11 protein-coding genes are annotated in these 12332 nt (G+C 66.0%); 4 read left to right on the forward strand and 7 right to left on the reverse strand.

The annotated features are described in order from the left end of the window. Positions 1-6 precede the first annotated feature (6 nt). Genes SPH52_RS13630 through SPH52_RS13640 form a run of 3 tightly spaced genes read right to left on the reverse strand, consistent with a single transcriptional unit; the run spans position 7 to position 2487 of the window. The gene (locus SPH52_RS13630) at positions 7-1167 is read right to left on the reverse strand and encodes a M20 aminoacylase family protein (RefSeq protein ID WP_411795575.1); all 1161 of its coding nucleotides are present in this window, start codon (positions 1165-1167) and stop codon (positions 7-9) included. An 11-nt stretch (positions 1168-1178) separates the two neighbouring features. Beyond that, the gene (locus SPH52_RS13635) at positions 1179-1679 is read right to left on the reverse strand and encodes a hypothetical protein (protein ID WP_411795576.1); all 501 of its coding nucleotides are present in this window, start codon (positions 1677-1679) and stop codon (positions 1179-1181) included. Continuing rightward, a complete protein-coding gene (locus SPH52_RS13640; protein ID WP_411795577.1) occupies positions 1666-2487 on the reverse strand; it encodes a DUF3100 domain-containing protein in 822 nt (273 codons plus the stop codon). Before SPH52_RS13640 ends, SPH52_RS13635 begins: the two co-directional genes overlap by 14 nt. Before the next feature lie 203 nt (positions 2488-2690). On the opposite strand from SPH52_RS13640, the gene yccS reads away from it, so the two are divergent. Beyond that, positions 2691-4904 (forward strand): YccS family putative transporter, encoded by a 2214-nt coding sequence (gene yccS / locus SPH52_RS13645; RefSeq protein WP_411795578.1) that lies wholly within the window; start codon positions 2691-2693, stop codon positions 4902-4904. A 6-nt stretch (positions 4905-4910) separates the two neighbouring features. Here yccS and recG read toward each other — a convergent pair whose 3' ends face one another. Next, entirely contained in the window at positions 4911-7091 is a 2181-nt protein-coding gene (gene recG, locus SPH52_RS13650) for an ATP-dependent DNA helicase RecG (protein WP_411795701.1), read from the reverse strand. Beyond that, entirely contained in the window at positions 7001-7921 is a 921-nt protein-coding gene (locus tag SPH52_RS13655) for a hydrogen peroxide-inducible genes activator (protein WP_411795579.1), read from the reverse strand. Before SPH52_RS13655 ends, recG begins: the two co-directional genes overlap by 91 nt. A gap of 77 nt (positions 7922-7998) precedes the next feature. On the opposite strand from SPH52_RS13655, the gene SPH52_RS13660 reads away from it, so the two are divergent. Then, on the forward strand, positions 7999-8871 hold the full coding sequence (locus tag SPH52_RS13660; protein ID WP_411795580.1) for an NAD(P)H-binding protein: 873 nt from the start codon (positions 7999-8001) through the stop codon (positions 8869-8871). Between the two features lie 60 nt (positions 8872-8931). Here SPH52_RS13660 and SPH52_RS13665 read toward each other — a convergent pair whose 3' ends face one another. Continuing rightward, the gene (locus SPH52_RS13665) at positions 8932-9633 is read right to left on the reverse strand and encodes a hypothetical protein (protein WP_411795581.1); all 702 of its coding nucleotides are present in this window, start codon (positions 9631-9633) and stop codon (positions 8932-8934) included. A 218-nt stretch (positions 9634-9851) separates the two neighbouring features. Between SPH52_RS13665 and SPH52_RS13670 the strand changes: the two genes are divergently transcribed. Both SPH52_RS13670 and SPH52_RS13675 read left to right on the forward strand, forming a co-directional pair. After that, positions 9852-11186, forward strand: coding sequence for a sensor histidine kinase (locus SPH52_RS13670; protein ID WP_411795582.1), 1335 nt, complete (start codon positions 9852-9854; stop codon positions 11184-11186). Next, complete coding sequence (locus tag SPH52_RS13675) at positions 11161-11802, forward strand: response regulator (RefSeq protein WP_411795583.1); 642 nt, start codon at positions 11161-11163, stop codon at positions 11800-11802. Before SPH52_RS13670 ends, SPH52_RS13675 begins: the two co-directional genes overlap by 26 nt. Before the next feature lie 13 nt (positions 11803-11815). Here the strand turns inward: SPH52_RS13675 and SPH52_RS13680 are convergent, their stop codons facing one another. Beyond that, positions 11816-12322, reverse strand: a complete 507-nt coding sequence (locus SPH52_RS13680) for an acyloxyacyl hydrolase (RefSeq protein ID WP_411795584.1) — start codon at positions 12320-12322, stop codon at positions 11816-11818. Positions 12323-12332: the final 10 nt, after the last annotated feature.

Below are 12332 nucleotides of genomic sequence, written 5' to 3' on the forward strand. Positions count from 1 at the left end.
CCGCCGTCAGTCGTTGAGCAGAGTCCTGACCAGGGCCTGCCAATAGGCCACGCCGAGCGGGGCGATGGCGTCGTTGAAGTCGTAGTGCGGGTTGTGCAGTGCCGCGCTCCATACGCCGTTGCCGAGCCAGATGTAGGCGCCGGGGCACGCTTCCAGCATGAAGGCGAAGTCCTCCGAGGCCATGCTCGGCGGCAGGTCGCGATGCACGCGGGTGATGCCCGGCAGCGCCTCGAGCACCTCGGCGCAGCGCGCCGCATGCTCTGGCGCGTTGATCGTGGCGGGATAGCGCGGCTCGTAGGCGAGCTCGACCCTGAGGCCGTGGAAGCCGGCCACCGCCTCTACGGCCTCGCGGAAGCGTTGCTGCAGATGGGCGCGCAGCTCGGCATCGAAGCAGCGCAGGGTGCCGCGCAGCTCCACCGTTTCCGGGATCACGTTGAAGGCGTCGCCGGCGTGGAACTGGGTGACGCTGAGCACCGCACTCTGGTGCGGCGGTGTCTCGCGGCTGATCAGCCCCTGCAGTTGGGTGACGAGCTGGCAGGCGGCCAGGAGGGTGTCGCTGCCCAGGTGTGGCATGGCGGCATGGCAGCCGTGCCCGCTGAGCCGAAGGGTGAAGACATCGAAGGCCGCCATCACCGCACCGTCGTGTACTGCCGCCTCGCCCACGGCCAGCCCCGGCCAGTTGTGCAGGCCATACACGGCGTCCATGGGGAAGCGCTCGAAGAGCCCTTCCTCGACCATCACGCGGCCGCCACCCTCGCTCTCTTCAGCCGGTTGGAAGATGAAGTAGACCCGCCCGGCGAAATCGGGGTCGGCGGCCAGCGCACAGGCCGCTCCCAGCAGCATGGTGGTGTGGCCGTCGTGGCCGCAGGCGTGCATCTTGCCCGGCGTGTTGGAGGCATGGGCGAAATCGTTGGCCTCCTCGACGTCGAGGGCATCGATATCGGCGCGTAGGCCGATGGCGCGTCCGGGGCCGCGCCTGCCGTCGAGCATCGCCACGACACCCGTGCCGCCAGCCAGGCCGGTGACGACTTCGAGGCCGGCTTGGCGCAGGAGATCGGTGATGCGCCCGGCGGTGCGATGCTCCTCGAAGGCGGTTTCCGGGTGGCGATGGAAATCGTGGCGCCAGGCCGTGAGGCGCTCCTGGGTCGGCAGCAGGTTGTCATCCATGAATGGGCTCCTCAGAGGATCAGGTGGGCGATGAACGCCGAAGAGACGAAGGTGCCGGTGAACACCAGCAGCGAGACGATGACCAGCTTCCAGCCGGTCTGCCGGAACATGGTGAATTCGCGTCCGGTCAGCGCCAGGCCGGCATAGGCCAGCACCGGGGTCACCACGGCCAGGAAGTTGACGTGGGCGAGGCGCTCGACGACCCAGGCGCTGCCGGGGAAGAAGGGCAGCGTCATGATGATGCTGACCAGCGAGACCCAGGCTACGCTGGGCAGGTAGAACGGCGCGAAGCGGCCAATGACCATGCCGATGATGACCATGCCGTAGAGGATGACCATACCGGGCAGCGCCTGAAGCAGCGGGGCGCCATTGACCATGTTGGCAATCCAGGCGGCCACGCATACCACGGCCAGCAGCAGGGCGGTCTTGCCGAGCTGCTGCTCGGGGCGCAGTTCCTGCAGTGTGGCGGCGTCGAAACCGCCGGTCGGTGTGGCGGTATCAGAGCTTTTCATGGCGGGCCTCCTTGAGCATGGCGCCACCCAGGCGCTTGTAGAGCCATTCGGCAACGGGAAGGGCGATGAACAGGGAGACGTAGAGGCCGGTGGCGTACGTCAACAGGTTGCTGGCACCGGAGAAGGCGAGCAATTCGTCGCGCAGGTGGGGAGCCGCCTCGGCCAGGGCGCCGGAACAGGCCGCTACCATACTGCCGCTGCCCACGCCGCAGGCCATGGCCAGGGCACGGATATCGAGGATATCCAGCGAGGCGAGGTAGCCGGCCATCAGCGCGAAGTAGAGGGTGCCGAACATGGTGCCTACCACGTAGACGCCCATGATGCCGATGCCCTCGGGGCTTCTCAGGCCGTACTTGTCGGAGATGATGGCGATGTTGGGTTCGCGGGCGATGGAGTAGGTGGCACCGATGGCCTCGCGGCCCATGCGCAGTACCAGCACGGCGAAAGGCAGCGCCAGCAGCATGGTGCCGAGGTTGCCGAGCTCCTGCAGGATCAGCGCCGGTCCGGCGGCAATGATCTGTTCGATGGCCGGGCCGATGGTGGAACCGAACTTGGCGATGAAGGGCAGGATGGAGATCATGATCAGCGGGCCGGCAGCATTGCTGACCCGTTTGGGAATGATCCGCTGCATGCCGGAGAACAGGTGCGGGTTGAACAGCACGCCGACGATGAAGGCGTAGAACAGCGGCAGCAGCAACAAGGTGCCGGGGCCCAGGGGTATGCGCAATATGCCGATCCACTCGGCAAGCAGCGACGCCAGGACCACCGTCAGGTGCAGGCGCCAGTCGAGCAGCAGTTTCATGTCCATTGGTTTGTCCTTGTCGTGGTATGGGACGCTTCGAGTATCGAAAAGGAGCGTGTTCCAATGGTAGGCGCTGCATGTTCTCATTATTGCTACACGCTGCGGTTACAGTGCTGAAGAGGCGACACGCACCGCACGGCATCGTTGATTTATACGAAAGTCTAATGAGGTAGAATGGCACTTCACCAACAATAACGCCCACGAGCCCTATGCCGACCTCGCTATCGCTTTCACTGCGGCGTCTGTGGACGCTGGACAAGTTCGCCTACAGCCTGCGGGTCTTCCTCGCCTTCAGCGGGGCACTGCTGCTGAGCTGGGCGCTGGCCGACATCACCCTGGTGATTCCGCTGTTCCTGGGCATCATTGCCAGCGCGCTGTCGGAAACCGATGACAGCTGGCAGGGCCGCCTGCAGGCGCTCGCTGTCACGCTGGTCTGCTTCGCCACGGCGGCGCTCGTGGTGCGCTGGCTGTTTCCCTGGCCGTGGCTGTTCGCCCTGGGGCTGGGCGTGGCGACCTTCGTGCTGATCATGCTCGGGGCCGTAGGGCAGCGCTACGCCACCATCGCCTCCGGCACCTTGATTCTGTCGATCTATACCATGATCAATATCGAGCACCACGGCGGCGTGCCACAGGCGGGCGATTGGGGCCAGACCTTGCTGATCCTTTCGGGGGCGGCCTGGTACGGCGCGATCTCGGTGATCTGGTGCGCGCTCTTCTCGCGCCAGCCGGTCAAGCAGAGCATGGCCCAGCTCTATCGCGAGCTGGGTAAGTATCTGATCCTCAAGGCGACGCTGTTCGAACCGCTGCGCGGCATCGATATCGAGGCGCGCCGCCTGGCGCTGGCACGGCAGAACGGCAGGGTAGTGACGGCGCTCAACCAGGCCAAGGAGATGATCTTCCGCCGGCTCGAGGGGCAGCGCGGCGAGGGTAAGCTCAATCGCTACCTGCGCATCTACTTCATTGCCCAGGAGATCCACGAGCGCGCCAGCTCCACGCACTACCCCTATGCCCGGCTGACCGAGGCCTTCTTCCACCACGACGTGCTGTTTCGCTGTCAGCGCTTGCTCGACCAGCAAGGACAAGCGTGCAAGCGGCTGGGCAAGGCACTGCTGCTCAACCGGCCCTTCGAGCACGACCAGAGCGAGCAGGCACTCGCCGACCTGCGTGCCTCCATCGACCACCTGCGGGCCATGCGCAATCCGGCATGGCGGGAGCTGATGTATCCGCTCAACGCCTTGGCTGACAACCTCGCCACCCTCGAAGAGCGGCTGGCCACGGGATACAACCCCGATGCCGGCGACGACCCGAGCGATGCGGCGCTGTTCAACCGATCGCCCGAAAGCGTGACGGAGGCCTGGGAGCGGGTGCGCCTCAACCTGACGGTAGGCTCGCCCACCTTTCGTCATGCCATTCGCTTGCCCGTTGCGCTGCTGGCGGGATACGGCCTGCTCCAGCTGATCCATCCCACCCAAGGTTTCTGGATCCTGCTCACCACGCTGTTCGTCTGCCGCCCAAACTTCGCCGCCACCCGGCGCTTCATGACCCAGCGCATCGCCGGTACCGTGCTGGGGCTGCTGGTCGGCTGGGCGTCGATCACGCTGTTCCCAAGTGCCCTGTTGCAGATCCTGATCGCGGTGATCGCCGGCGTGACCTTCTTCGCCACCCGTGAGAAGCACTACGTCATTGCCACCGCCGCCATCACCCTGCTGGTGCTTTGCAGCTTCAATCAGGTTGGCGACGGCTTCGACCTGATCTGGCCACGGCTGTTCGATACCCTGATCGGCGCGCTGATCGCCGGCGTGGCGGTGTTCTTCATCCTGCCCGATTGGCAGGGGCGACGCTTGCATCGCGAGGCGGCCAACGCGCTCGGGGCCAATCGTCGCTATCTGGAAGAGATCCTGCACCAGTACGCCAGCGGCAAGCAGGATGATCTCGCTTACCGCCTGGCACGGCGCAATGCGCACAACGCCGATGCGGCGCTGTCGACCCTGCTGGCCAATGTGCTGCAGGAGCCCGAGCCCTACCGCAAGCGTGTCGCCGATGACGGCTTCCGCTTCCTGGTGCTGTCGCATACGCTGCTGAGCTACCTTTCGGCGCTGGGATCCCATCGGCATCGGCTCGGCGAGGAGGCGCACGATGCCCGGCTGCTGCCCGAGGGGCAGCGCATCGCCGACTACCTGGCGATGCTGGCGGATCATCTGACTCGACGCGTACCGACCGCCGGGCTGGAGGAAGCGCGAGAGGCATTGGTGGCGCGGCTCGAAGGCAAGCCGCCGGAGTGGGAGGAGGAGGGCTACCGGCCCATGCATACGCAATTGCTGTTGATCACCCAACAGCTCGAGCCGCTGACCGAAGCCGCCGAGCGCCTGATTGCGGTGCGCGACGAGCGAGGTGAAACCGCTGCCGCGGTGGGCGCCGGCTGAGTCTGGCTACACCTGCCCGTAGCGGCCCGCTTCCTCACCCAGCCAGCGGCGGATCAGCGGCCGGCTGGCCTCGGGTTGGCTGGCCAGCAGCGCCTCGGCCAAGGGCGCGACCCGTTCCAAGAGGTCGGTGTCGCGCTCCAGGTCGGCGATCTTCATCTGCGCCAGCCCGGTCTGGCGGGTTCCCAGCACTTCACCGGGGCCACGCAGCTCAAGATCCTTCTCGGCGATGCGGAAGCCGTCGGTGGTCTCGCGCATCACCGCCAGGCGTTCGCGGGAGTGGGCCGACAGTGGCCCATGGTAGAGCAGCACGCAGAAGCTCTCGCTCTTGCCGCGGCCGACCCGGCCACGCAGCTGGTGCAGCTGCGAAAGCCCCAGGCGTTCCGGGTTCTCGATGATCATCAGGCTGGCGTTGGGTACGTCGACGCCGACCTCGATCACCGTGGTGGCCACCAGCAGGTCGAGTTCGCCGGCCTTGAAATTCTCCATTACCGTGGCCTTCTCAGCGGGCTTCATGCGCCCGTGCACCAGGCCGATGGCAAGCTCCGGCAACGCCTCGGTGAGCTCGTCGCGGGTCGCCTCGGCGGCCTGGCACTGCAGTGCGTCGGACTCTTCGATCAGGGTGCAGACCCAGTAGGCCTGGCGGCCCTCGGCACAGGCGTGGCGAATGCGCGCGACCACTTCGGGGCGGCGCTCATCGGGTACCACCACCGTTTTCACCGGGGTGCGCCCGGGCGGCAGCTCGTCGATGATCGAGACGTCGAGGTCGGCATAGGCGCTCATCGCCAGGGTGCGCGGTATCGGCGTGGCGGTCATCACCAGCTGATGGGGCGTCAGGCCGCCGGCTTCGCCCTTTTCGCGCAGCGCCAGGCGCTGGTGCACGCCGAAGCGGTGCTGCTCGTCGATGATGGCGAGCCCCAGGCGCTGGAAATGCACGTCACCCTGAAACAACGCGTGGGTGCCCACCACCATGCGCGCGCGGCCGTCCAGGATAGCCGCCTTGGTGTCGAGGCGCGTCTTGCCCTTGAGCTTGCCGGACAGCCACGCCACTTCGATGCCGAGCGGGGCGAACCACGCCTTGAGCGTGCGATAGTGCTGCTCGGCGAGTATCTCGGTGGGCGCCATCATGGCCGCCTGGCAGTCGCCGGCGATGGCTGAGAGCGCCGCCATGGCGGCCACCACCGTCTTGCCCGAACCCACGTCGCCCTGCACCAGGCGCAGCATGGGCACCTCGCGGGCCAGATCCGCACTGATCTCGTCGAGCACGCGGCGCTGGGCACCGGTCAGCGAGAACGGCAACTGGGTGAGGAAGCGTGCCTGCAGGCCGCGCCCGCTGGGCAGCGCCGGGGCACCGTCCTGCTGGATCTGCTGGCGTACCTGCTGCAGGCTCAGGCGATGAGCGAGCAGCTCCTCCAGCGCCAGGCGTCGGGTGGCGGGATGCTTGCCGTCGGAGAGCCGCTCAGGGTCGGCATCGGGGGGCGGCTGGTGCAGTACGTGCAGGCAGTGGTGCAGCTCCGGCAGGCCGAAGCGCGTGCGCAGCGCCTCGCCGATCCAGTCGGGCAGCGCCCCGGGGGCCTCGGCGAGTCGGGCCAGGGCCTGCTCGATCAGTGAACGCAGCCGCGCCTGGTGGAGCCCCTCGGTAGTGGGGTAGATCGGCGTCAGGTGATCTTCCACCGGCGGTGCATCGGCGCTGAGCAGGCGATACTCGGGATGATAGATTTCGAGCCCCGTAGCGCCGGCGCGGGCCTCGCCGAAGCAGCGTACCCGGGTGCCGGGGCGGAACTGCTGCTGTTGGGCCGGGGAGAAGTGGAAGAAGCGCAGGCTGAGGATGCCCGAACCGTCGCGCAGGCGCACCAGCAGGCTGCGTCGGCGTCCCTTGACCACGTCGCTGGCCGAGACCTCCCCCTCCACCACCGCCTCGTGTCCGGCACGCAGGGTGCCGATCGGCGTGATCCGGGTGCGGTCCTGGTAGCGCAGCGGCAAATGAAACAGCAGGTCGGCCACGCTCTCCACGCGCAGCCTGGCCAGCTTCACTGCGACCGCTTCCCCGACGCCCTTCAGGGAGGTGACCGGCGCGTCGAGAACGTCAGTGTCTGCGCTCATGCTGATTCGGGAAGCGCCTCGTGACACTGCTGGATGGCGTCGGTGACCGCGTCGATTGCCTTGGGTCGCGGAAAGCTGGCGCGCCAGGCGATTGCCACGGTGCGTGAGGGCGCCGGCGACTTGAACGGGCGGCTGATCAGCAGCCCGGTTTCATAGTGCACGGTGCCGATGGCCGAACGCGGCAACACGGTGATGCCGAGCTTGGAAGCGACCATGTGACGAATCGTCTCCAGCGAACCGCCTTCGGCGGTCAGGGTATTGTTCGGGCTGTTGAGCTGATGGCTGATGGCGGGGCAGGCCTCGAGGATCTGGTCGCGAAAGCAGTGGCCCTCACCGAGCAGCAACAGGCGCTCCTTGAGCAGATCTTCCTTGTTGATGAATTCGCGCTGGGCCCAGGCGTGGTCGGCCGGCATCAGCACCTCGAACTCCTCTTCGTAGAGGGGCTTGGTGACCACGTCGGTCTCGGTGAACGGCAGCGCGATGAGAATGGCGTCCAGCTCGCCGCTGCGCAGCTTGCGCCGCAGGTTGGCGGTGAAGCCCTCCTCGATGTACAGCGGCATCTGTGGGGCACTGCGCGTCAGCGCGGGCACCAGGTGCGGGAACAGGTAGGGGCCGATGGTGTAGATGGCACCGATGCGCAGCGGGCTGGCCAACTGGTCCTTGCCGGAGTTGGCCAGTTCCTTGATCACGCTGCTCTGCTCCAGCACGCGCTGGGCCTGCTCGACGATCTTCTCGCCCAGCGGCGTCACCTGAACGGTCGACTTGGAGCGCTCGAACAGCGCCACGCCAAGTTCTTCCTCGAGTTTCTTGACGGCCACCGACAGCGTGGGCTGGGAGACGAAGCAGCGTTCAGCCGCCCTGCCGAAGTGGCGTTCCTGCGCCAAGGTTACGATGTACCGAAGTTCTGTTAGAGTCATGTCTGGTGCCCCATGGGCATCCTCTCGGGCGATAGATGACTTTCAATAGGGACTTTTTATCAGGGGGCGAGAGAAAATTGAAGAAGACGATACTGATTCTGGGTTGTGGCGACATCGGAATGGTGCTGGGCAGGCAGCTGCTGGAGGCCGGACATCGGGTGATCGGGGCGCGCCGCAGCGCGGCGGCGCTTGAAGGAAGCGGCATCGAGCCGTTGCCGCTCGACCTGGTCGATGAAACCGCCTTGGCCGAGCTGCCCGAGGCCGACTACGTGGTCTATATCCTCAGCGCCGACCGCTTCGACGAGGCCGCCTACCGGGCTGCCTATTGCGATGGCCTCAAGGCGGTGCTGCGCACCTACGAGGGGCGCGAGGCGGCACCGCAACGCTTGTTCTTCGTCTCTTCCACCAGCGTATACGCGCAGAAGGAGGGCGAGCTGGTCGACGAGGAGAGCCCCGCGGAAGCGGCTGGCTTCTCCGGGACGGTGATGCGCGAGGCCGAGCAGGCTCTGCTCGAGAGCTCACTGGCCGGCACCACGGTACGTTTTGCCGGCATCTACGGGCCGGGTCGGGATCGCCTGATCCGCCAGGTGCAGGAAGGTCGCATTGCACCGAAGACCCCGCCCATGTACTCCAATCGCATCCATCGCGACGACTGCGCCGGCGTGCTGGCTCACCTGATCGGCCTGGATGTGGCAGGCAAGCCGCTCGACGACCTCTACCTGGCCAGCGACTGTGCGGCGGAGCCGCTGCACGACGTCATGCTATGGCTCGCCGCACAGCTCAAGGTGGAGCCCACCGAGGTGATCCAGGCACCGCTGCGCAAGCGCTCCAGCAAGCGCTGCGACAACACACGCCTGCGCGAGACGGGCTATGTCTTCCGCTACCCCAGCTATCGCGAAGGTTACGCCCACGTGATGCAGGAGGGTGGTTTCCTGCCAGAGACGGTCTGACGAGGGCCAGAACGACAACGCGGGCCACGCCCGCGTTGTCGTCTGGCAGGATGGCGCCGTTCAGAAGGTGTAGGCGACGCCGATCGACATGCCCAGGCCGAACTCGTCCTGCTTCTTCAGCGAGAGCCGATCGCGTTCGGCGCGAAGGTCAGCACGCAGGTCGGTGTTTCCACTGCTTCGCGAGGCTTCCAGCGAGGGGCTGCGGCTGCCGTAGTAGGCGACGCCCAGGTCGCTGATGAAGCGCCAGCCTGGCTGCCAGGCCGGTGATGACTCCCAGCCCAGGCCCACGTAGGGCGCGACGCGGTTGTGCTCTACCTTGCCCTTGAGATCGCCCACTTCCGCTGCGGAGTAACGCGTGCCGTTGATGAGGTAGCCGCCTTGGTTGTCGCGCTTGCCTTCAAGGCGGGTCTCCGGGTTGGCGAACAGCAATCCTCCGCTCACGCGAAAGCCGCTGCCCGCCAGGGGGTACCAGTCGACCAGCGCCTCGACGGCGTTGCGCTGCTTGCGCTTGAGTTCGTACTCGACGCCCTCCAGCGTGCGATCGTCCTTGAATTCGGACTCGCCGTTGATGCCCAGACGCAGGGCCAGTTGGCGGTCTATGGCATAGCCGATGCCGGCGCCCAGTCCGAAGGTGCCGAGCTTGCTGTAGACGAAAACGCCCGATCCCTCGGCTTGCTCCTGCGCCATGGCGCCGGCAGACGCCATGGCGCCGGCAGACGCCATGGCGGCTAGCCAGGCCGCTGCAACCATGAATTTCTTCATGCGTGTCTCCTCGATGATGGGCCGATCTTTTGACCGGCCACGACGAGGCACCACGATAGGCCCGGCACAAGCTACCCACATGTCCCCGCGGTCAGGCGCCGGTCATGTGACGATTCGCATACGCTGCCGTTGGGCGGGCCTGATATGCTGCCGGGCATCAGCATCGTTGGTGCCCCGTCAGGTGAGCTGCGATGCCACGAATTCAGGAGAGTTGGTGAATGGCGGCCGGAGCATCGGTATCGGACTGGCGGGATGGGATCCTGCGAGGGCGAGAGGCCCTGATGCGTTTCTTCGTCTCGCCTACCGGGCTGTTTCGGGCCATATGCCTGATCGCTTGTGCGGCGATCTACGTGATGCATCGGGTACACGAAGAGCTGGCCACGGAAGACGATACGACCCTCGTGCTGAGCGGCGAGACCCTGGTGCGCCAGTGGTTCGGTGATGCCGTGGCGGCGCTGCTGTTCAGCGAGGCGCTGGTGATGGCCGGTTTCGTCGTCTTTGCCGTAGCGTTCTGCCTGGCGACGGCGCCCCATGCCTATCGCCATGCTCGCACGCACTGGTTGCTGGTCACCCAGATTGCGATAGGCCTGCTGGTCAATGAAGAGCTGCTGCTGATCGTGGCCGCCGAGTTGCCCTTCCTCTATTCCCTGCCCAAGGCATTCACCTGGCTGCTGGCCCAGGCGGCCCTCAAGTCGCTGGTGTGGGGCGTGATCCTGCTGATGGCAGACCCGATGGAAGCTGCCATGGCGGCGGCCGAGATGACGGGCGTTGATCTGCCGTCGATCAGCCTGGCGAGCCTGCTGGTGGTGGCGATCCTGATGTTCTTCATCTGGCAGCTGTTCGCCTTCTGTCTCGGCTGCATTGCCATGGCCGAGCGCCGGCAGCGCGTCAGGCTGGCCAAGGCCCACGCCGAACTCTCGGCCACACGCCAACTGCTGGCGGACAGTGCCCGCGCCAGCGAGCGCCTACGCATTTCGCGTGACCTGCACGACGGCTTCGGTCATCACCTGGCGGCACTGAACCTGCATTTGGATCTTGCCGCCCGTCAGCCGGAGCGAGCGGCGTCTTCGTTGGAAACGGCTCGGACCATTGCCAAGGAGCTGTACCGGGAAGTCAGGACGGCCGTCGAGCGTGAGCGCCTCGAAGCGCCGGTCGATCTCTTCAACACCCTGAAGACGCTTTGTGCGGGCATGCCTGGGCCGCGTGTCGAGCTCAATTACGACCCTCGTTGCCGGGTACGTGACCCGTCAACGGCGCATGCCATCTTTCGCGGTGTACAGGAGGCGCTCTCCAATGCCATTCGTCATGCGCAGGCCAGCAGGGTCGAAGTTACCGTAGCGTGCAAGGCCGGAGGCATTCATGTGGCCATCGTCGACGACGGCAGGGGGGCCGCCAGGGTCGTGCCCGGCAATGGTCTTTCCGGTATGCGCGAACGGATCGAGGAGGCCGGCGGTAGCCTGGTGATCGAAACACGCCCGGGCAGCGGCTATCAGGTTGGGTTGTGGTTACCGGACCATGGGGGGAAAAATGATTCGTGTGCTGTTGGTAGATGACCAGCACCTGGTACGCAGCGGTATTGCCGGCCTGCTCGGCCTGACGCCGGACATCGAGGTGGTCGGCGAGGCCGCGAGCGGGGAGGAGGCGATCGCCCTGGTTGGCGAACGGGAGCCCGACGTGATGCTGCTCGACGTGCGCATGCCGGGGCTCGGCGGCGTTGCGGTCCTGAGCCGCTTGCACGAGGAGGGGCGCTTGCCACCGACCATCCTGCTCACCACTTTCGACGATGACGACGCACTTCTTGCCGGCATTCGTGCCGGTGCCCGCGGCTTCCTGCTCAAGGATGTCTCGCTGGAGCGGCTGGCGGCCGATATTCGGCAGGTCGCCGATGGCGGTCTGGCAATACGGCCAACGATCACGGAGCGAGTAACCCAGGGAGTGAAGGAAACGGGGGCGGGTTTCGACTGCCTCGACCTACCTTGCCAATTGACCTCTCGGGAGAGCGAAATCCTGCGCCTCATGGCCAGCGGCTGCAACAATCGCGAAGTGGCGCAGGCGCTGGGGACCGCCGAAGGCACGGTGAAGAACCAGGTCTCCAGCATTCTTTCCAAGCTCGGCGTGCGCGACCGCGTGCGTGCCGTACTACGCGGTATCGAGCTGGGTTGGATATGAGCAGCGGGCGCACCTAGAGCGGCAGGCGATAGCCCAGGCCGAGAAGTTCGAAGCCGTCGTTGGGTCGCTTGATACCGGCGTTGGAGTAGTGGGTGAGGCTCAGTATCAGCTCGCCCGCTCCCAGCAATGTGCCCAGTGCCAGGCGATCCTGAAACTGGAAGGCGCTGCCGAGTTCGCGTGATTCATGTCGTGTATGAAGCATCAGCGCCGCGCCGATGCCACCTTCGACGAAGACTTTTCCGCTCTCGCCGAAGGTCCAGCGCAGCGCCGGTGTCGCCAGCCAGGCGGCGTTGTAGTCCTCTTGCTGGCCTTGCAGCAGCAACAGACCGGTAGCCAGACGCAGGTCGAGCTGCGGATGCAGGCGATCGAGGCCAATCAAGGTATCGAGTTCGATGCGGGCGGCGGCGGCGGTCTCACTGGTGATGCCACCCTCGAGATAAAGGTCGGCCAGGCTGGGCTGGCCACTTGCCATGGCCACACAGGCGAGTAGGCCGATCATGGCGGTCTTTACACGAAGCACCTTGCCCTCC

The sequence above is a fragment of the Halomonas sp. A29 genome (assembly GCF_046723295.1).
In the GTDB taxonomy this organism is placed as follows: Bacteria; Pseudomonadota; Gammaproteobacteria; order Pseudomonadales; family Halomonadaceae; genus Halomonas.

What these genes read in the sequence shown, in the direction of transcription:
- SPH52_RS13635 (WP_411795576.1), bottom strand. Translation starts at nt 1,679, where the DNA reads ATGAAAAGCTCTGATACCGCCACACCGACCGGCGGTTTCGACGCCGCC.
- SPH52_RS13630 (WP_411795575.1), bottom strand. Translation starts at nt 1,167, where the DNA reads ATGGATGACAACCTGCTGCCGACCCAGGAGCGCCTCACGGCCTGGCGC.
- SPH52_RS13655 (WP_411795579.1), bottom strand. Translation starts at nt 7,921, where the DNA reads ATGACTCTAACAGAACTTCGGTACATCGTAACCTTGGCGCAGGAACGC.
- yccS (WP_411795578.1), top strand. Translation starts at nt 2,691, where the DNA reads ATGCCGACCTCGCTATCGCTTTCACTGCGGCGTCTGTGGACGCTGGAC.
- SPH52_RS13670 (WP_411795582.1), top strand. Translation starts at nt 9,852, where the DNA reads ATGGCGGCCGGAGCATCGGTATCGGACTGGCGGGATGGGATCCTGCGA.
- SPH52_RS13665 (WP_411795581.1), bottom strand. Translation starts at nt 9,633, where the DNA reads ATGAAGAAATTCATGGTTGCAGCGGCCTGGCTAGCCGCCATGGCGTCT.
- SPH52_RS13640 (WP_411795577.1), bottom strand. Translation starts at nt 2,487, where the DNA reads ATGGACATGAAACTGCTGCTCGACTGGCGCCTGCACCTGACGGTGGTC.
- SPH52_RS13675 (WP_411795583.1), top strand. Translation starts at nt 11,161, where the DNA reads ATGATTCGTGTGCTGTTGGTAGATGACCAGCACCTGGTACGCAGCGGT.